General features: G+C 70.5%; 18 protein-coding genes and 1 tRNA gene. 17 read left to right on the top strand and 2 right to left on the bottom strand.

The window, feature by feature from the left end; translation table 11 throughout:
- Nucleotides 1–23: 23 nt before the first annotated feature.
- On the bottom strand, nucleotides 24–740 hold the full coding sequence (locus tag ABD999_RS25200) for a class I SAM-dependent methyltransferase (RefSeq protein ID WP_219544082.1): 717 nt from the start codon (nucleotides 738–740) through the stop codon (nucleotides 24–26).
- Nucleotides 741–802: 62 nt separating this feature from the next.
- Nucleotides 803–1,345 (bottom strand): TIGR03086 family metal-binding protein, encoded by a 543-nt coding sequence (locus tag ABD999_RS25195; protein ID WP_271279221.1) that lies wholly within the window; start codon nucleotides 1,343–1,345, stop codon nucleotides 803–805.
- Here ABD999_RS25195 and ABD999_RS25190 point away from each other — a divergent pair.
- The 17 genes from ABD999_RS25190 (at nucleotide 1,344) to ABD999_RS25110 (ending at nucleotide 18,685) form a co-directional block, all read left to right on the top strand.
- A complete protein-coding gene (locus tag ABD999_RS25190) occupies nucleotides 1,344–2,171 on the top strand; it encodes a helix-turn-helix domain-containing protein (RefSeq protein WP_271279222.1) in 828 nt (275 codons plus the stop codon). The genes ABD999_RS25195 and ABD999_RS25190 overlap by 2 nt on opposite strands.
- 371 nt (nucleotides 2,172–2,542) lie before the next feature.
- Entirely contained in the window at nucleotides 2,543–3,523 is a 981-nt protein-coding gene (locus ABD999_RS25185; RefSeq protein ID WP_345482905.1) for an aminoglycoside phosphotransferase family protein, read from the top strand.
- A gap of 209 nt (nucleotides 3,524–3,732) precedes the next feature.
- On the top strand, nucleotides 3,733–7,221 hold the full coding sequence (gene mfd / locus ABD999_RS25180; protein WP_148029128.1) for a transcription-repair coupling factor: 3,489 nt from the start codon (nucleotides 3,733–3,735) through the stop codon (nucleotides 7,219–7,221).
- Nucleotides 7,222–7,249: 28 nt separating this feature from the next.
- Nucleotides 7,250–7,846, top strand: a complete 597-nt coding sequence (locus tag ABD999_RS25175; protein ID WP_148029129.1) for a SurA N-terminal domain-containing protein — start codon at nucleotides 7,250–7,252, stop codon at nucleotides 7,844–7,846.
- A gap of 1 nt (nucleotide 7,847) precedes the next feature.
- Complete coding sequence (locus ABD999_RS25170) at nucleotides 7,848–8,783, top strand: nucleoside triphosphate pyrophosphohydrolase (RefSeq protein WP_148029130.1); 936 nt, start codon at nucleotides 7,848–7,850, stop codon at nucleotides 8,781–8,783.
- A gap of 57 nt (nucleotides 8,784–8,840) precedes the next feature.
- Nucleotides 8,841–10,118, top strand: a complete 1,278-nt coding sequence (gene eno, locus ABD999_RS25165) for a phosphopyruvate hydratase (RefSeq protein ID WP_148029131.1) — start codon at nucleotides 8,841–8,843, stop codon at nucleotides 10,116–10,118.
- Nucleotides 10,119–10,187: 69 nt separating this feature from the next.
- A complete protein-coding gene (locus tag ABD999_RS25160) occupies nucleotides 10,188–10,748 on the top strand; it encodes an FtsB family cell division protein (protein WP_271278594.1) in 561 nt (186 codons plus the stop codon).
- Nucleotides 10,738–11,226, top strand: coding sequence for a DUF501 domain-containing protein (locus ABD999_RS25155; RefSeq protein WP_148029133.1), 489 nt, complete (start codon nucleotides 10,738–10,740; stop codon nucleotides 11,224–11,226). The genes ABD999_RS25160 and ABD999_RS25155 overlap by 11 nt, the downstream gene beginning before the upstream one ends.
- Nucleotides 11,217–12,164: a Ppx/GppA phosphatase family protein gene (locus tag ABD999_RS25150; protein ID WP_148029134.1), complete on the top strand. Its 948-nt coding sequence runs from the start codon at nucleotides 11,217–11,219 to the stop codon at nucleotides 12,162–12,164. The genes ABD999_RS25155 and ABD999_RS25150 overlap by 10 nt, the downstream gene beginning before the upstream one ends.
- Before the next feature lie 174 nt (nucleotides 12,165–12,338).
- The gene (locus ABD999_RS25145) at nucleotides 12,339–13,772 is read left to right on the top strand and encodes a hypothetical protein (RefSeq protein ID WP_271278595.1); all 1,434 of its coding nucleotides are present in this window, start codon (nucleotides 12,339–12,341) and stop codon (nucleotides 13,770–13,772) included.
- A gap of 100 nt (nucleotides 13,773–13,872) precedes the next feature.
- Nucleotides 13,873–14,667 (top strand): uracil-DNA glycosylase, encoded by a 795-nt coding sequence (locus ABD999_RS25140; protein ID WP_148029136.1) that lies wholly within the window; start codon nucleotides 13,873–13,875, stop codon nucleotides 14,665–14,667.
- 94 nt (nucleotides 14,668–14,761) lie between these two features.
- Entirely contained in the window at nucleotides 14,762–16,078 is a 1,317-nt protein-coding gene (locus ABD999_RS25135) for an NAD(P)/FAD-dependent oxidoreductase (RefSeq protein WP_148029137.1), read from the top strand.
- A gap of 75 nt (nucleotides 16,079–16,153) precedes the next feature.
- Nucleotides 16,154–16,666: a glycine cleavage system transcriptional repressor gene (locus ABD999_RS25130; RefSeq protein WP_148029138.1), complete on the top strand. Its 513-nt coding sequence runs from the start codon at nucleotides 16,154–16,156 to the stop codon at nucleotides 16,664–16,666.
- Nucleotides 16,667–16,701: 35 nt separating this feature from the next.
- Nucleotides 16,702–17,214: a peptide deformylase gene (locus ABD999_RS25125; protein WP_148029139.1), complete on the top strand. Its 513-nt coding sequence runs from the start codon at nucleotides 16,702–16,704 to the stop codon at nucleotides 17,212–17,214.
- A gap of 49 nt (nucleotides 17,215–17,263) precedes the next feature.
- Nucleotides 17,264–17,336, top strand: a tRNA-Leu gene (locus ABD999_RS25120).
- A 168-nt stretch (nucleotides 17,337–17,504) separates the two neighbouring features.
- Nucleotides 17,505–18,293 carry a Bax inhibitor-1/YccA family protein gene (locus ABD999_RS25115; protein WP_148029140.1) on the top strand — a complete coding sequence of 263 codons (789 nt, stop codon included), beginning with the start codon at nucleotides 17,505–17,507 and terminating at the stop codon, nucleotides 18,291–18,293.
- Nucleotides 18,294–18,451: 158 nt separating this feature from the next.
- On the top strand, nucleotides 18,452–18,685 hold the full coding sequence (locus tag ABD999_RS25110; RefSeq protein WP_148029141.1) for a DUF4287 domain-containing protein: 234 nt from the start codon (nucleotides 18,452–18,454) through the stop codon (nucleotides 18,683–18,685).
- Nucleotides 18,686–18,760: the final 75 nt, after the last annotated feature.

The raw sequence follows: 18,760 nt of genomic DNA, 5'->3' as shown, positions 1-18,760 counted from the left end.
TACCCGCTGGCGCCGGGGAGATACTAGATGAGACGGGCGAAGTGGTAGTGCGGCTTCCTGATCACCATGGTGATCTCGTCGTGGCTGGCGGGATAGCGGCCGCGCGTGAGCTGCGCCGTCACCGCCACCGCCGCGGACCCCACCCGGCCCATCGCCGGCCCGCTCGTCGCCCGCTCCTCGTCCGTGACCATCAGGCCCCGGGCGAGACAGTACGCGTGCATCCCGTCGGCCGAAGCCAGCGTCCCGTACCTGGCCGGCAGCGGCCCCGGGGTGCCCTCCGCGACCAGCCGCCGCCACAGCAGCCGCCGCACCCACGACGGGGTCAGCCGGTCGAGCAGCCCGTAGGCCGACTCGCGGTCACGCATCCGCAGCAGCACCAGCCCGCCCGGCCGCAACGCGTGCAGCAGCCGGTCGAACACCAGCTCCGCATGCTGGATCCGCTCCAGGAGGAACGACAACTGGATCACGTCGTACGAGCGCGGCGGCAACGGCGCCGACCGCAGATCGCCCAGCGACCACGTCACCAGGTCGGCCCGCTCCTCCACCACCCGCCGGATCTCCGGCAGGTCCTCGTCGACCCCGGACACCCGGGTCTCGATCCGGTCCAGCACCAGCGGCTCGTCGTGCGCGCACCCGGCGACCAGCACGTCCAGCCGCCGGCCGAGCTGCCCCGCCCACTGCTCGCGGATCCGCTGACTGAACAGACCCCCACCCCGGGCCACCGCCCGTACCTCAGACATGTGACCCACAGTAATCACATGAACGCCAATAGTGGCGCATCTTCAGGAGTCAGAGGCGGGATCTAGGGGGTCCAGGCCGGATCCCTGCCGGTGACGCCGAGCAGGCGGTCGAGCGGCGAGGCGTCGTCCGGCACCGCGACCGCCGGCCCGAAGACGCCGCCCTGCCTGCCCTTCTCCGCCATCTGCTCGGTGAAGCTCAGCGCCCGCGCGACCGTCTCGGGGTCGGGGGCGTACTCCTGGCCGGTGGCCCTGGCCAGGTCCCAGCCGTGCGCCACCATGTCGACGAGATACATGTGGGCCAGCGAGGTCATCGGCATGCCCATGCCCGGGCTGACGCCCTCCCACGCCTCCGGCCGCGACCAGGCGGCGAGCGTGCGCTCCGCCCGCTCGGGGAAGTCGCCCGCGTACGGCCCCTGCTCGGCGGGCGCCTCCTGGCGAGCCAGCGACGCGAACATCTCCGCCACCCATTCGAGGTGGTTGACCAGATCCTTCACGTCGTACTTCTCGCACGGGGTCGGGAGCCCGAGCTGCTCCTGCCGCACCGCCCGGACCAGGCTCGCGGTCTGTTCGGTGGCACGCGTCATCAGCGGCATCATGTCTTCCATGGCAGCGATGATGCCGGACCGGCCCGCCGCGGGGCTTGTAAAAACACGACTGCGAGGCTGGGTCGACCCGTACGCCGGGCTCGCCGCCTTCGACTTCGCCCGGCACCTGCCGTCCCCCGCGCTCGCTCCCTACGTCGACCACTTCTGGGTCGTCACCTGGACCGACCTCGCCGAACCGTACGAGCAGCGCATCGTCTCCCACCCGACGGTGAACATGACGATCACCCACGACTTCCACCGGATCGCCGGGGTGATCAGGGGCGGGTTCTCGTACACCATGCGGGGCAGCGGCCGCGTCCTCGGCATCCGCTTCGCCCCCGGCGGCTTCCGGCCGTTCCTCGGCGGTCCCGTGCACCGGCTGACCGGCCGCTTCCACGAGATCGGCGAGATGTACGGCGCCGCGGGCTCGTCGATGGTGGAGCGCGTCCTGGCCGAACCTCGTATTCCGGGCGCCATCGCGATCGTCGAGACGTTCCTGCTGGGCCTGCGGCCGGAGCGGGACCCGCTCGCCGAAGAGGTGGCGGCGCTGGTCGTGATGGCGGAGAACGACGTCACCGTGACCAGGGTCGACCAACTGGCTGCCCGATCGGGGCGATCGGTGCGCTCGCTGCAGCGGCTGTTCAGGGACTACGTCGGCATCGGCCCCAAGTGGGTGATCCGCCGTTTCCGGCTGCACGAAGCGGCGGAGCGCGTCTACCAGGGCCTCGACCTCGCCACCCTGGCCGCCGAACTCGGCTACACCGACCAGGCCCACCTGACCCGCGACTTCACCGCCGTGGTGGGCATGCCTCCAGCCGCCTACGCCCGACTCGGCCCGGCGCGCTGACGCGGTTCTCGCTCGAAGGCTTTCCGAACGCTTTGCAGGCGCCGGACGCTCACCCAACGGCATGGCCCTCGCAACCCAGGCGCTCCGCGCCGATCGTCTCGGACTGTGCTCAGCGGGGAGCCGAGCTCCCCGCCCCCCTCGCCGGGGGCCTCCCGGCCCCCTGGACCCCCGTGTGTGAGGTGGATTGTGTTTCCAGATGATCGTGAGGCTGTGCCGCCGGGGCGAGACCTGTGGGCCGTCGATCGCCTGCTTCGGCCACCGCGGGCCTCGCAGGCCGGCGGGCTACGGTCTGTTCGCTCTCAAAGGTCCAGGTATCAATTCCTCGCCCTTGAGGAGATGGATCCGCCCACGGTGCGGACGGGTTGTCGATCATGAGGATGGCGGAGATGCGGCACTCGATCACGGTCCCGGAGTCGTTCCGGGCCTTGGGCCGTTGGCAGCTTGAGGGAGAAGCCGGGAGGCGATGGTTGTCCGCGCTTCGCCGTATCGTCGCCGAACACTGCGCCCGCTGGGGTCTGGTGATCGATGGTCGTCCGATGCACGGGTACAACGGCCTGGCGGTGCCCGTCAGGCGCGGTGACGAACCGCTGGTGCTCAAGGTCGGCTGGCCTGACCGCTCGGTCGTGGAACAGGGCGAGGGCCTGCGGCTGTGGGGCGGGCGGGGGACCGTACTGCTGGTCGACGCCGACCTGGACAGCGGCGCGCTCTTGCTGGAGCGGCTCGACTCCGGCAGGTCTCTGCAGGATGTGCCGCTGGAGGAGCTCCTCTCATCGGGCGGCTCCTGCGCCGGCTCGCCGTGCCCGCCTCCTGCGGGTTCCGTTCCACCTGGGGCGCCGCCGCCGCACTCCATGACGGGTTGCGCGGCCGGTGGGACCAGGCCGGGCGGCCCTTCCCCGTACGCGTGCTCGACGTCGAACTGGTGTGATCCCGGGCCTCGCCCGCGGGTGCTAGCGTCCCCGGGCGTGGTGGAAAGGGATGGGTCCCCAGCGGAGGACGACCGGGTGTACGTCGGCAACGCCGGCGTGGACGGGCCGCTGGACGGCGGGTGGCTGCTCGGTCATTTCAAGCCCCCGAGCGACGTGCGGCACAGCGAGGCCGTCGAGATCAAGTGGGGCCTGCACAAGCCCGGCGACGAGCGCGCCCGATGGGTCACCGGCGAGAACCGCACCGCCCTGCTCATCCTGATCAGCGGCCGGTTCCGCGTCGAGCTCCCGGGGCGCAGCGTGCTGCTGGCCGAGCGGGGCGACTACGTGGTGTGGGGCGAGGGCGTCGACCACTCGTGGCTGGCGGAGGAGGAGTCGGTGGTCCTCACCGTCAGATGGCCCAGCGTGCCCGGTCACAGGGTCACTTGAGAGCTTTCGGGAACGATGTCGATCGTCGCCCGGGGCCGGGAGTCACACGGCAAGGGAGGTGAGGAGCTCGGCTCCCCACCGGACACAGGCCCGTGGGGTTGGACGGGGCGCAGGCGCGAGCAGGGGGCGGGTGGGAAGTAGGCTGGATGTCATCACCCCCGCGCTCCGCTTGGCCGGGGGTAGTCGTGTTGCCATCGTGGGGCTAACTGATGAGTCTTTCCGGACTACTTGACCTTGTCGTCGCCGACCCCGAGCTGACCGCCGCCCTCGACAGGGGCGGTGACGTCGCGCTGGTGGCGCCCGCCGCGCTGCGGCCGTTCGGCGTGGCCGCGCTGGCCGGGCACGATCAGCGCACCGTGCTGGCCGTCACCGCGACGGGGCGGGAGGCGGAGGATCTGGCGGCGGCGCTGAGCAGCCTCATCGACCCCGGGTCCGTGGCGGTGTTCCCGGCGTGGGAGACGCTCCCGCACGAGCGGCTGTCGCCGCGGTCCGACACGGTGGGGCAGCGGCTGGCGGTGCTGCGGCGGCTGGCGCACCCGGTGAAGGGCGACAGCGCGGCGGGCCCGCTGAATGTGGTCGTGGCGCCCATCAGGGCGCTGCTGCAGCCGATCGTCAAAGGGCTGGGCGAGCTGGAGCCGATCCGGCTGAGGGCGGGCGACGACGCCGACCTGGACGAGGTGGTGACGCGCCTGGTGGAGAACGGCTACCACCGGGTCGACATGGTGGAGCGGCGCGGCGAGGTCGCGGTGCGCGGCGGGCTGCTGGACGTGTTCCCGCCGACGGAGGAGCACCCGCTGCGGCTGGAGTTCTGGGGCGACACGGTCGAGGAGATCCGCTGGTTCAAGGTGGCCGACCAGCGCTCGCTGGAGGCGGCGGAGGAGGGGCTGTTCGCGCCGCCGTGCCGGGAGCTGCTGCTGACCGCGGAGGTGCGGGAGCGGGCGCGGGAGCTGGCAGAGCGCTATCCGGCGCTGGCCGAGGTGCTCGACCAGCTCGCGGAGGGCACGCCGGTGGAGGGCATGGAGGCGTTCGCGCCCGCGCTCGCCGGTGAGATGGACCTGCTGGTCGACCATCTGCCGGTGAGGTCGGCGGTGTTCGTATGCGACCCGGAGCGGATCAGGAGCCGGGCCGAGGAGCTCGTGCGCACGTCGCAGGAGTTCCTGGAGGCGTCCTGGATCAACGCGGCGGCGGGGGGAGAGGCGCCGATCGACCTGGACGCGGCGGCGTTCCGCACGCTCGACGAGATCCGCGGCCACGCCGAGGCGCTGGGGCAGCCGTGGTGGACGATGGCGCCGTTCGGCGGCGGCGTGGAGCTGGCCGCGCACGATTCGGAGGCCTACCGCGGCGACACCCGCAAGGCGCTCGACGACATCAAGGGCTGGCTGGCCGAGGACAAGGCGGTCGTGCTCATCAGCGAGGGCCACGGGTCCGCCGAGCGCATGGTGGAGCTGCTCAAGGGCGTAGACGTGCCGGCCCGCCTGCAGCGGTTCGTCGACAAGGCGCCGGAGCCGAAGGTGGTGCACGTCACCACCGGGCTGCTGGAGCACGGGTTCGTCACCCCGGGCCTGGCCGTGCTCACCCATCTCGACCTGGTGGGCCAGAAGGCGTCCACGAAGGACATGCGCCGCCTGCCGTCGCGCCGCCGCAACATGGTCGACCCGCTGCAGCTCAAGGTGGGCGACCACGTGGTGCACGAGCAGCACGGCGTGGGCCGCTACATCGAGATGGTGCGCCGCACGGTCCAGGGCGCCACGCGCGAGTACTTGGTGATCGAGTACGCCAAGGGCGACCGGCTGTACGTGCCGACCGACCAGCTCGACGAGGTCACCCGCTACGTCGGCGGCGAGTCGCCGACGCTCAACCGGATGGGCGGCGCCGACTGGGCCAAGGCCAAGTCGCGGGCGAAGAAGGCGGTCAAGGAGATCGCCGGCGAGCTGATCCGGCTCTACTCGGCCCGCATGGCCTCGCCCGGCCACCCGTTCGCGCAGGACTCGCCGTGGCAGCGCGAGATGGAGGACGCGTTCCCGTACGCGGAGACCGCGGACCAGCTGGAGGCCATCGACGAGGTCAAGCGCGACATGGAGCGCGGCGTCCCGATGGACCGGCTGATCTGCGGCGACGTCGGCTACGGCAAGACCGAGATCGCGGTGCGCGCGGTGTTCAAGGCCGTGCAGGACGGCAAGCAGGTGGCGGTGCTGGTGCCGACGACGCTGCTGGTGCAGCAGCACATGTCGACGTTCACCGAGCGGTTCTCCAGCTTCCCCGTCACCATCAAGCCGATCTCCCGCTTCCAGAACGACGCCGAGGTCAAGGGCACGCTCGACGGGCTGCGCTCCGGTGCGGTCGACGTGGTGATCGGCACCCACCGGCTGCTCAGCCCTGAGGTCAGGTTCAAGGACCTCGGGCTGATCATCATCGACGAGGAGCAGCGGTTCGGCGTCGAGCACAAGGAGGCCATGAAGCACCTGCGCACGCAGGTGGACGTGCTGGCCATGTCGGCGACGCCGATCCCGCGCACGCTGGAGATGGGCCTGACCGGCATCCGCGAGATGTCGACCATCCTCACCCCGCCGGAGGAACGCCACCCGATTCTCACGTTCGTGGGCCCGTACGAGGAGAAGCAGATCGGGGCGGCGATCCGGCGCGAGCTGATGCGCGACGGCCAGGTGTTCTTCGTGCACAACCGGGTGGCGTCGATCAACCGGGTGGCCGCGCGGCTGCGCGAGCTGGTGCCGGAGGCGCGGATCGCGGTGGCGCACGGGCAGATGAACGAGCACCAGCTTGAGAAGATCATGGTCGGGTTCTGGGAGCGCGAGTACGACCTGCTGGTCTCGACCACGATCGTGGAGTCCGGGCTGGACGTGCCCAACGCCAACACGCTCATCGTGGACCGGGCGGACAACTACGGCCTGTCGCAGCTCCACCAGTTGCGCGGGCGGGTCGGGCGGGGCCGGGAGCGCGGTTACGCCTACTTCCTCTACCCGCCGGAGAAGCCGCTGACCGAGACCGCCCACGAGCGGCTGGCCACGATCGCCCAGCACACCGAGATGGGCGCGGGCATGTACGTGGCGATGAAGGACCTGGAGATCCGCGGCGCCGGCAACGTGCTGGGCGCCGAGCAGTCGGGCTTCATCGCGGGCGTGGGCTTCGACCTGTACGTCCGGCTGATGGCCGAGGCGGTGCAGGAGCAGAAGGCCAAGCTCGAAGGCGTGGCGGCGGCCCCCGAGCAGCACGACGTCAAGGTCGAGCTGCCGATCAACGCGCACATCCCGCACGACTACGTCACCTCGGAGCGGCTGCGGCTGGAGGCCTACAAGCGGATCGCGGCCATCGCCGAGCCCGCGCACATCGACGAGGTGCGCGACGAGCTGACCGACCGCTACGGCAAGCCGCCGGTCGAGGTGGAGAACCTCCTGGAGGTCGCCGCGTTCCGGCTCAGGGCGCGCAAGGCCGGGCTGACGGACGTCACGCTGCAGGGGCAGTACATCAAGTTCGGCCCGGCGCGGCTGCGGGAGTCGCAGCAGATCCGGCTCGACCGGCTGTACAAGAAGTCGGTCTACAAGCAGGCCGCGGAGACGCTGCTGGTGCCGGTGCCCAAGACGAAGCCGCTGGGTGGGCAGCCGTTGCGCGACATGGATCTGCTCAAATGGTGCGGCGACCTGGTCGAGGCGATGTTCCTCGAACTCGCGCCGGTAAGCTGACTGGGGTTTTTGTCGGAAAGGGACACACGTGAAGTCGATACGAGTGGCTGTGGCCGCCGCGGCAGCCGGGGTGAGCTTCCTCGGCCTGGCCGCCTGCTCTACCCCTGTCGAGGCCGGAGCGGCGGCGATCGTCGGTGATCAGCGCATCTCCTCCAGCGACCTGAACGCGAACGTGAAGAGCTACCAGGCCGCGCTGGAGAGGGCGAACATCGGGCCCGACCAGCTCACGGCGCCCGTCGCGCAGTTCGTCCTCTTCAGCATGACCAACCAGCTCCGCTACCAGCAGCTGGCCGACAAGCACGGCGTCACGGTCAGCGAGACGGAGATCGACACCGCGCTCAAGGATCCGGGCGAGTTCCAGGATCCGCAGATGAACCTGCTGTCCAAGGGCGTCTCGCCGGCTGACGCGCGCGACTACGTCAAGGCCGAGGTGGGCATCCGCAAGGTCATGGACAAGTTCGGCGGCGCGGGCAACCAGCAGGCCGCCGCCAAGGTGCAGCAGGAGTTCAACTCGATCAAGACGGTCTTCAGCCCCCGTTACGGCACCCTCCAGCAGGGTCAGGGCTTCGTCGACCCGGGCCGCTTCGGCAAGCCGGCCCAGACCGCGCAGCAGCCGCAGGGCTGACATGCCGCTCGTCGTCGTCACCACCTCGCCGCGCGTCGCGCCTGGGCTGCTCAGCCACCAGGCGTGGCAGGCGTTCCGGTCCGGCCCGGTGCTGACGGGCTCGCCGGACCATCCGCAGCTGCCGTACCTCGCCGAGGCGGGGGTGGAGGTCGCGGTCGTCACTCCCGACCCGGCAGGGCTGGTCGCGCGGGCGGCGGGGGAGACGGTGGTGTGGCTCGCCGCCGACGGCGACGAGGACTTCATGCGCGCTCTCGGCCACGCCGCGATCGCGCTCGACGACCCGCCGCTGATCGAGGTGGTGCCCGGCTCGTACGACCTGCCGGGCGCGCGCGTGCTCGATCTCGTACGGGTGATGGACCGGCTGCGCACCGAGTGCCCGTGGGACCGCAAGCAGACGCACGAGTCGCTGGTGCCCTACCTGCTCGAAGAGGCTTACGAGGTGCTGGAGACGATCGAGGAGGGCGACCACGACGCGCTCCGCGAGGAGCTCGGCGACCTGCTGCTCCAGGTGGTCTTCCACGCCCGCGTGGCGGAGGGCTTCGACGTCGACGACGTGGCCGACGGCATCGTCGGCAAGCTGGTGCGGCGCCACCCCCACGTGTTCGGCTCGGTCAAGGCGGAGAGCGCCGACGAGGTGAACGACAACTGGGAGGCGATCAAGGCCGCCGAGCGGGCTTCCCGGGGCGACGAGTCGCTGCTCGACGGGGTGCCGATGGGCCAGCCGGCGCTGTCGCTGGCGGCCCAGCTGCTGCGCCGCGCCGAGCGGTCGGGCGTGCCTGACGGCCTGTCCGCGGCGGTCGGCCAAGGGGTCGCCCGCGAGCTGTTCGACCTGGTGAAGCGGGCGCGCTCGGCGGGCGTCGACCCGGAGGCGGAGCTGCGGGCCGCGGCGCGGACGTATCGCGACCGGGTGCGCGCGTGGGAGTCGCGCCGGTCGTGATGCCCTCTACCGATAGGCTCTGAACGCATATTGCCTATCGATTCAGGAGCGCATCCCGTGGCTACCATCGAGGTCGTTTACGCTCGCGAGATCCTCGACTCCAGGGGCAACCCGACGGTCGAGGTCGACGTGGTCCTCGACGACGGCAGCACCGGCCGGGCGGCGGTGCCCAGCGGCGCGTCCACCGGCCAGTTCGAGGCCGTCGAGCTGCGTGACGGCGACGACCGCTACGGCGGCAAGGGCGTACGCAAGGCCGTGCTGGCCGTGACCGACGAGATCTTCGACGAGATCCACGGCATCGAGGCCGAGGACCAGCGCATCGTCGACCAGATCATGATCGATCTGGACCGTACGCCCAACAAGGCCAAGCTGGGCGCCAACGCGATCCTGGGCGTCTCGCTGGCCGTGGCCAAGGCCGCCGCCGACAGCGCCGAGCTGCCGCTCTTCCGCTACCTCGGCGGCCCCAACGCCCACGTGCTGCCGGTGCCGATGATGAACATCCTCAACGGCGGCGCGCACGCCGACACCAACGTCGACATCCAGGAGTTCATGATCGCGCCGATCGGCGCCGAGTCGTTCGGCGAGGCCGTGCGCATGGGCACCGAGGTCTACCACGCGCTCAAGAAGGTGCTGCAGGAGAAGGGCTACGCCACCGGTCTCGGCGACGAGGGCGGGTTCGCGCCCAACCTGCCGTCCAACCGCGACGCGCTCGACCTGATCCTGGTGGCCATCGAGCGGGCCGGCTTCACCCCCGGCGCCGACGTGGCGCTGGCGCTCGACGTGGCCGCCACCGAGTTCCACAAGGACGGCGTCTACACCATCGACGGCAAGGGCCTGTCCGCCCAGGAGCTGATCGCCTTCTACGCCGACCTGGTCGACAACTACCCGCTGGTGTCCATCGAGGACCCGCTCGACGAGGAGGACTGGGAGGGCTGGAAGGCCATCACCGAGGCACTCGGCGACCGGGTCCAGCTCGTCGGCGACGACCTGTTCGTGACCAACCCCGAGCGGCTGGCGCGCGGCATCGGGTCGGGCACCGCCAACGCCCTGCTGGTCAAGGTCAACCAGATCGGCACGCTGACCGAGACGTTCGACGCGGTCGACCTGGCCCACCGCAGCGGCTACCGGTGCATGATGAGCCACCGCTCCGGCGAGACCGAGGACACCACGATCGCCGACCTGGCGGTGGCGACCAACTGCGGCCAGATCAAGACGGGCGCCCCGGCCCGCTCCGACCGGGTGGCCAAGTACAACCAGCTGCTGCGCATCGAGGAGATCCTCGACGACGCCGCCCGTTACGCGGGTCGCGCGGCCTTTCCGCGTTTCCAGCAGTAATTTCGGGTAGCTGCCCGCGGCGGTCCGATGGCGCCGCGGGCGGTTCGTACGGGGAGGTGGATGCCGGAGGTGGCGAAGAAACCGCAGTTGACGGGGCGGGCCGCGATCCTCGCGGTGGTGGTCTGCGCGATCGCCATGAGCCTGGCGTACCCCGTCCGCACCTACATCGCCCAGCGGCGCGACATCGCCGAGCTCCGCGAGGAGAAGGCCAAGGTGGAGGCCGAGCGGCAGCGGCTGCTGGCCGAGAGCCGCCAGGTCGGCGACCCCAACTGGGTCAGGCGCACGGCCAAGGAGCGCCTCCACTACTGCGGCCAGGGCGAGAGGTGCTTCGTGGTGATGGACCCCGACCCGGGCAAGGGGCAGGCGGCGGCCCAGCGGCCGGCGCAGCAGCCGCCGTGGTACCAGACGCTGTGGGAGTCGGTCCAGGCGGCCGACGACGGCACGGGCCGGCGCGCGACCGAGCAGTCGCCCGGCCAATCGGCAGGGCAACCGACCGGACAGCCGGCAGAGCAGGCCACCGAGCAGCCGGAGAAGCAGCCGGAGAAGCAGCCGGAGAAGCAGCCGGAGAAGCAGCCGGAGAAGCAGCCGGAGAAGCAGCCGGAGAAGCAGAAGGAGAGCGTTGGACAGTAAGGACGCCGAGGCCGTCGAGAAGCAGCTCGGGCGGCCGCCCCGGTCGCTGCGCCGGGTGGCGCACCGCTGCCCGTGCGGCAACCCCGACGTGGTGGAGACCGCGCCCAGGCTGGCCGACGGCAGCCCGTTCCCCACGCTCTACTACCTGACCTGCCCGAAGGCGGCCTCGGCCATCGGCACGCTGGAGGGCTCGGGGCTGATGCGCGAGATGCAGGACAGGCTGGCCGGCGACCCGGAGCTGGCGTCCGCCTACCAGGCCGCGCACGACGCCTACCTGGCCAGGCGCGACGAGGTCGCCGCGGAGGAAGGGCTGGAGCCGCTGGCGCCCGGCATGCAGAGCGCCGGCGGCATGCCGCTGCGGGTCAAGTGCCTGCACGCGCTCGTCGCGCACGAGCTCGCGGCGCCGGGGAGCAACCCGTTCGGCAGGGAGGCGCTGGAGGCCCTCCCCGAGTGGTGGAGTGACGGACCATGCGTGTAGCCGCCATCGACTGCGGCACCAACTCGGTGCGCCTGCTCGTGGCCGACGCCGGCGAGGCCGCGCTGGCCGACGTCGAGCGCCGGATGGAGATCGTACGACTGGGCCAGGGCGTCGACCGGACCGGGCGGCTGGCTCCGGAGGCGCTGGAGCGCACGTTCGGCGCGATGCGCGCCTACCGCAAGCTGATCGACCAGCACGGCGCGAGCGCCACCCGCGTGGTCGCGACCAGCGCGACCCGCGACGCGGCGAACCGTCAGGAGTTCACCGACGGGGTGCGCGAGATCTTCGGCGTGGAGCCGGAGGTGATCTCGGGGTCCGAGGAGGCCGAGCTGTCGTTCACCGGCGCCACCAGGGGGCTGGTGCGGCTGTCGCCGGAGACCGAGGTGCCGCAGGGGCCGCTGCCGCCTTACCTGGTGGTCGACATCGGGGGCGGCTCGACGGAGTTCGTGGTGGGTTCGGAGCACGCCGAGTCGGCGATCTCGGTCGACATCGGCTGCGTGCGGCTGACCGAGCGTCACCTGCGCGACGCCGGTGACCCGCCGTCCGCGGCGGCGCTGGAGGCGGTGGTGGCCGACGTGGAGGCCGCGCTCGCCCGCGTCGAGGACGAGGTTCCGGTACGCGACGCGCGCACGCTCGTGGGGCTGGCCGGTTCGGTGACGACGGTGGCGGGCGTCGCGCTCGACCTGCCCGCCTACCTGCCGGAGCGGATCCACCATGCGCGTCTCTCCAGCGAGCAGGTGCACGACGTGACCCGGCGGCTGCTGGCGATGACCCACGACGAGCGGGCGGCGCTGCCGGTGATGCACCCGGGCCGGGTGGACGTCATCGTGGCGGGGGCGCTCATCCTCGACCGGATCGTCCGGAGGTTCGGATTCGAGCAGGTCGTCGTGAGCGAACACGACATCCTTGACGGAATTGCCTGGTCTCTCGTCCGTTAAGTCGCCAAATCTACACATATAACCGGCGTGTTCGTATTGAATGCGCAATGCCCTTGTGCTTTAGTGATCGTTGCAGTAACGGGGGCTTTGCCATATGGCCGGGCAGAGATGAATGTCGGCGTGGCAACCGTCTCCGTGTGCGTTCTTACTCTCACGGAATGGAGTCACTCTCCTATGAAGTCCTCTGCCTTAGTACGGAAGGTGGCCGCGATCGCGTCCACCGCCGTGCTGGCCGGTCTGGTCGCCGGTCTGGCTGCTTCCCCCGCGCAGGCTGCCGCCAAGCCGCGGGTCAAGCCGAAGGTGTCGGTCTCGACGCCGAAGGCCTCCGATCGCGACTACCAGGGGTCGTGCCCGGCGAACATCACGTTCTCGGCCACGGTCAAGGTCAAGCTCAACGGCAAGACCACGGTCGCCTACCGCTGGCTCCACGGCGACGGCTCCAAGAGCAAGGTCAAGACCGTCAAGGTCTCGGCCAAGGGCACCAAGTCGATCAAGCTCTCGGAGAAGGCCACCTTCAAGGGCGACGTCAAGGGCTGGCAGCGCCTCGAGGTCCTGAGCCCGCGCAAGGTCGTCTCCAAGAAGGGCTACTTCTCGGTCGACTGCGTGCAGGCCAAGGACGTCACGCGCACCCACCTCGACAAGCGGGTGTCGGCGAAGGCATGGGCGAGCCCGTCCACGTACGTGGGCTACTGCAACCCCGGCTCGAAGATCGACTTCGTCGGCCGGATCAGCGTGGAGCGCCCGTCCTGGGTCCGCTACCGCTGGGTGGTCAACGGCAAGACCGTCGACTACGGCAAGGTCAAGGTCCGGGACTCGCGTAAGGTCGGCGTCGGCTTCTCGCCGCGCCACAGCCACAGCGGCTCGGCGGTGCTCGAGGTCCTCAGCCCGGACCGTGCGGTCTCCAACCGTGCCTACTACAAGGTCCACTGCAAGGACTACACCCCGGCGCCCGCTCCGCGGGTGAAGGTCGACGCCTCCAACCTGGTGACGGCGACCAACCACGACGGGTGCAAGGTGAGCGCGCACGCCAGGGTCAGCGCCAGCGGCTCCGACCGCGTCCGCTGGGTGTGGTCGGTGAACGGCAGCACCGTCGACTCGGGCTCCACCACCTTCCACCGGGGCGGCGCGAAGACCGTCACCCTGTCCGACACCGCGCTCTCGGGTGCGGCGAAGAACGGCGGCACCGTCCGCCTGTCGGTGTTCGGCTCCAACGACCGCGACAGCATTTCGCAGTCGTACGCCGCCTGCCAGGCTCCGAAGCCCTCGGTCTCCGTCTCCAGCGTCTCGGTGGCCGGTCAGCGCAACGAGATGTGCGCCGACAACCGGGGCCCCGGGGTCGACTTCAAGGCGACCCTGACCAGCACCGGCCCGGCGACCGTCCAGTACTACTGGGTGGTCGACGGCAAGCGTGACCACAACACGCTCGAGCGCCAGGTCAACGGCAGCCTCGACGTGACGTGGGGCGTCGGCGGCACGCGTGGCGCCTCGGTGACCGCGGGCTCTGTCGAGCTCGTCGTCGTCAGCCCCAACGCGACCTCCTCCGGCACGTCGCAGTTCAGCGCGACCTGCCCGCCCAAGGAGGCCCCGCAGACTGAGAAGCCTGCCTGATCAGTCGAGCTGAACCGGGCGGTGTCCACGTGACGCCGCCCGGTTCTTCGTTGTCCGGCCTGGTTCGTGGCGGTCCCGGACATCCGGCACCATCGATGTCATGAGCTTCGTACCTCCCGGCACCGGGTGGCCGGACGACCCGGCCACCGCCGACACCCCGGTCGCCCGAGACCCCGGCGGCGTGCGCCGCCTCGCGGAGAGCAGCGCCACGCTGGCGGAGCTCACCGCCAGGCAGTCGGTCTGCCGGGCCTGCCCGCGCCTGGTCGCCTGGCGCGAGGAGGTCGCCGAGGTCAAGCGGCGGGCCTTCGCGGACGAGACCTACTGGGGGCGCCCCGTCCCCGGGTGGGGCGACGAACGTCCGCGCGTGCTCATCGTCGGGCTGGCCCCCGCCGCGCACGGCGGCAACAGGACCGGCCGGATCTTCACCGGCGACCGCAGCGGCGACTGGCTGTTCGCTTCGCTCCACCGCACCGGCCTGGCCGCGAAGCCGACCAGCACGCACGCCGGCGACGGGCAGGAGCTGATCGGCGCCAGGGTGGCGGCCTCGGTCCGCTGCGCGCCCCCCGCCAACAAGCCGCTGCCCGAGGAGAAGGCCGCCTGCTTCCCGTGGCTGGCCCGTGAGCTCGCGCTGGTGGCGCCGGACGTCCGGGTCGTGGTCGCGCTCGGCGGCTACGCCTGGCAGGCCATGTGGCCCGCGCTCAAGGAGGCCGGCTACGCCCTGCCGCGCAGCCGCCCGCCGTTCGGCCACGGCGTCGAGCTGGCGGTCTCGTACGGGGACGCGCCCGTCACGCTGCTCGGCTGCTACCACCCGAGCCAGCAGAACACGTTCACCGGCAGGGTCACCGCCGAGATGCTCGACGCGGTCTTCATACGGGCGGGCGAGCTGTCGGTGTGACGCATCCCATCACGCGGAGATTGGCGTCCGGGGAGAGGCGGACGTAGGCTTGTGAATGCTTTCACAAGCACTCCACGAGGGATGGGGCTTCAGGATGAACAAGCACATCTTGATCGTCGGCGGTGGGTACGTCGGCCTCTACACGGCACTGCGCCTGCAGCGCGGCCTGCGCCGGGAGCTGCGCGACGGCTCCGTCAGCATCACGATCATCGATCCCCAGTCCTACATGACCTACCAGCCGTTCCTGCCGGAGGCCGCGGCGGGCAACCTCTCGCCCCGGCACATGGTGGCCCCGCTCCGGCGGGTGCTGCCCAAGGTGCGGATACTCAACGGACGGGTGACCAAGGTCAACCACGCGGCCAGGACCGTCACCTTCCAGCCGCCCGAGGGCGACGCGCGCGACCTCGCCTACGACGTGGTCGTCATGGCGGCGGGCTCGATCTCCCGTACGCTGCCGATCCCCGGGCTCACCGACATCGGCATCGGATTCAAGACCGTCGGCGAGGCCATCGCGCTCCGCAACAGGGTGCTCCACCTGCTCGACGTGGCCGAGTCGACCGACGACCCCGAGGTGCGCCGCAGGGCGCTGACCTTCGTGGTCGTGGGCGCGGGCTTCGCCGGCGTGGAGGCGCTGGCCGAGCTGGAGGACATGGCCAAGGACTCCACCCGCTACTACCGCAACATCAAGCCGTCGGACGTCCGCTGGGTGCTCGTCGAGGCGACGAACCGGGTGCTGCCCGAGGTCGGCCCCGAAATGGGCAAGTGGACGCTGGAGCAGCTGCGCGAGCGCGGCATCGACGTCCGGCTGGAGACCCGGCTGGAGTCCTGCGCGGGCGGCCACGTGGTGCTGTCGGACGGCACCGAGTTCGACGCCGAGACGCTCGTGTGGACGGCCGGCGTCAAGCCCAGCCCGGTCGTCAGCTCCAGCGACCTGCCGCTCGACGAGCGCGGCCGGATCAGGACCCTGGCCACCCTCGCCGTCGAGGACACCCCCGGCGCCTTCGCGGCGGGCGACCTGGCGGCGGTGCCCGACCTGACGAACCCGGGCGAGTTCTGCGCGCCCAACGCCCAGCACGCGGTCCGCCAGGCCAAGGTGCTCGGCGACAACATCGTCCGCTACCTCCGCGGGCAGGAACTGGCCGAATACAGCCACAAGTACGTCGGATCGGTCGCCGGTCTGGGCCTGCATCAGGGCGTGGCCAACGTCTATGGCATCAAGCTTCGCGGATTCCCTGCATGGTTCATGCACCGCACTTACCATCTGTCGCGGGTGCCGACGCTGAACCGCAAGGTCCGCGTCGTCGTCGACTGGACCCTGGCCCTGTTCTTCAAGCGGGAGACCATCTCCCTGGGTGAGATGGAACACCCGCGCGAGGGCTTCAGGGCGGCGGTCGCGACGATGCGCCGCTGAGCCCGGATCGGCGACGCGCCCCGGTGAGCGCCGGGGCGTGCCGGCGCCCACCGGCCGATCGGAGGGGGATCGCGGGTGGGGCTGTCAGCGGTGACCGTGCTGGGCGTGGACCGGCCGGGAGTGATCGCCGCGGTCACCGGGGCGCTGGCCGGGTGCGGGGCCAACATCCAGGACTCCACGATGACGTTGCTGGGCGGGCACGTCGCCATGATGCTGCTGGTCAACGGCGAGCTGAGCGCCGACGAGCTGACCAAGCACCTCACGGCGCCGGACCTGGTGGTGACCGCCGCCGCCGTCGCGGCCCGCCGCGACTTCCGCCGCCGGGAGAACGGCCTCGGCTACGTGCTCACCGTGCACGGTCCCGACCGGCCGGGCATCATCTCCGGGATCAGCACCGTGCTCGCCGCCGACGGCGGCAACATCACCGGGATGAGCACCCGGCTCACCGGCCGCCTGTACGTGCTCATCGCCGACGTCGAGCTGCCGGAGAAGGTGGACGTGGCCGACCTGATGCGGCGGCTGGCCGCCGTCGGAGCCGGGCTCGACTCCGAGATCACCTTCCGCCCCGTCGAACCCGATCTGCTGTGACGGGCTCCGGGGCGCCCGGGGCGCAGACTTCCGGCGTGACGGGGACGGCGCGGCCGGTGCTGCCCGCCCCTCATCCCGTCCTCTCATCGCCGGCCGAGGAGGTCGACCCCACCGCGCCGGCGGTCGTGTCCGCCGCGGCCGATCTCCTCGCCACCCTCCGCCGCGAGCCCGCCACCGGGCTGTCGGCGCCGCAGATCGGCCTGAGCTGGCGCCTGATCGCCTTCGACGCCCGCAGCCACCCCCGGACCCGGTCCTGGGCGGGAGAGCTCGTGGTGGTCAATCCTCGCCTCGCGGAGGCCGCCCGCTGGGACTCCGGGCGCGAGGGCTGCGCCTCCGTCGCGGACCTCACCGCCGATGTCCGGCGGGCCACACATATCACCGTACGTGGGCGTTTGCCAGGAAGCGGAGAGCCCGTCACCATCGAAGCTGACGCATTCGAAGCCAGGTGTATTCAGCACCAACTGGACCATCTGGACGGCATACTCTTCCTGGACAGAGTGTCCGGAGCCCTATCACTTCACCGCAGACTTCACAGATGTGGCGGGTGATGCGAAGTTGTGCCCACCGGAAGCATGGTCCGTTTCGTATGATTGCGGCGCCCCCGTAGCCCAATGGCAGAGGCAAACCCCTTAAAAGGGTTGCGGTGCGGGTTCGAATCCCGCCGGGGGCACCGGCTCTCTACCACGGGAAATGCAGCGAATTTCGGCTTTACCTCGTCGGGAACTTCCGGAGCGTCACGTACGTTGACCTCCCTGCTGAAGTCTCGAAGCTACATAGATCTGAGCGCTAGTTGACCTAGGTGCCGCCCGGTCCCATAGGCTCGGCGCAGGAGGCAGCGATGCAGAGCAAGAACCCCGTATTCAGTAGGTCACAGTCGGCAGGCTGGGGCAGCCAGGCGACCCCGACCCCACAGCAGTTGCAGAACATGTACGACTCTCCGTCGTACGCCCCCCCGGCGCAGCCCGCCTACCGCACGATGACCATCGACGACGTGGTGGTCCGCGGCTTCATGACGCTGGGCACGCTCGTCGTGGCGGCGGCCGCCTCGTGGTATCTCGACGTCCCCCTGGCCGTGGCCATCGGCTCCGCCATCGTGGCCCTGGTCCTCGGCCTGATCGCCTCGTTCACGATGAGCACCAACCCGGCGCTCATCCTGGGCTACGCCGCCTTCCAGGGCGTCTTCCTCGGCGCCGTGAGCAGTGTGTTCGACTCGCAGATCAACGGCATCGTGGTCCAGGCGGTGCTCGCCACCGCCATGGCGTTCGCCGGCACACTCGCCGTCTACACGCTGCGTATCATCCGCGTCACCCCCAAGCTGGTCAAGTACGTCGTCGCGGCGGCGGTCGCGGCGCTCGGCCTGATCCTGGTCAACCTGATCGCCGGCTTCTTCGTCGAGGGCGGCCTGGGCCTGCGTGACGGCGGCCCGCTGGCCATCGTCTTCAGCGTCGCGATGATCCTGCTCGGCTGCTTCTTCCTGCTCCTCGACTTCGACTCGGTCGAGCAGGGCGTCAAGCAGGGCGCCCCGGAGAAGTTCGCCTGGCAGTGCGCCTTCGGCCTCACGCTGAGCCTGGTGTGGATCTACATCGAGATGCTCCGCCTCATCAGCTACTTCACCAGTAGCGACTGACACCGTCAGCACCAGAGGGCCTCGCCGTTCGGCGGGGCCCTCTCTTTGTGCGACCGGAAATCCACCTGCCGTAACAAAAGGATCGCGAACTGGGGTCTTGCCTTTCCGCAAGTGGTGTTGCAGTGTCAAGCAAAGGACCTTAATCCGTGGAGGTGCCCATGTCCTTGAACCACTCACCGGAGACGCAGACGAAGCTGATCGCCAGAGTCCCTGCCATCACGGGACGCGAACTCCCAGAGTGGTTCCAAGCCATCGACAACGGCCCGTCTTTCCTGAGGTGCGCCGAGCGGGCCAACTGGCTCGCCGACGAGCACGGGCTGACCCACGGCTACGCCGCCGCGATCGTTCACGAGCACGAGCGGTTCCGCCGTAACCGCATGGGCTTCATCTAGAGCCCCCACCGCCTACCCTGCGCCCGTGCCGCGGCACGGGCGCAGGCATGCCCCCTCGGGACATCACGACGGGAT

The organism is Nonomuraea ferruginea (assembly GCF_039540635.1).
In the GTDB taxonomy this organism is placed as follows: Bacteria; Actinomycetota; Actinomycetes; order Streptosporangiales; family Streptosporangiaceae; genus Nonomuraea; species Nonomuraea ferruginea.
The sequence above is the reverse complement of the archived record's forward strand: the minus strand, read 5'-3'. Positions and strand labels throughout refer to the sequence as shown.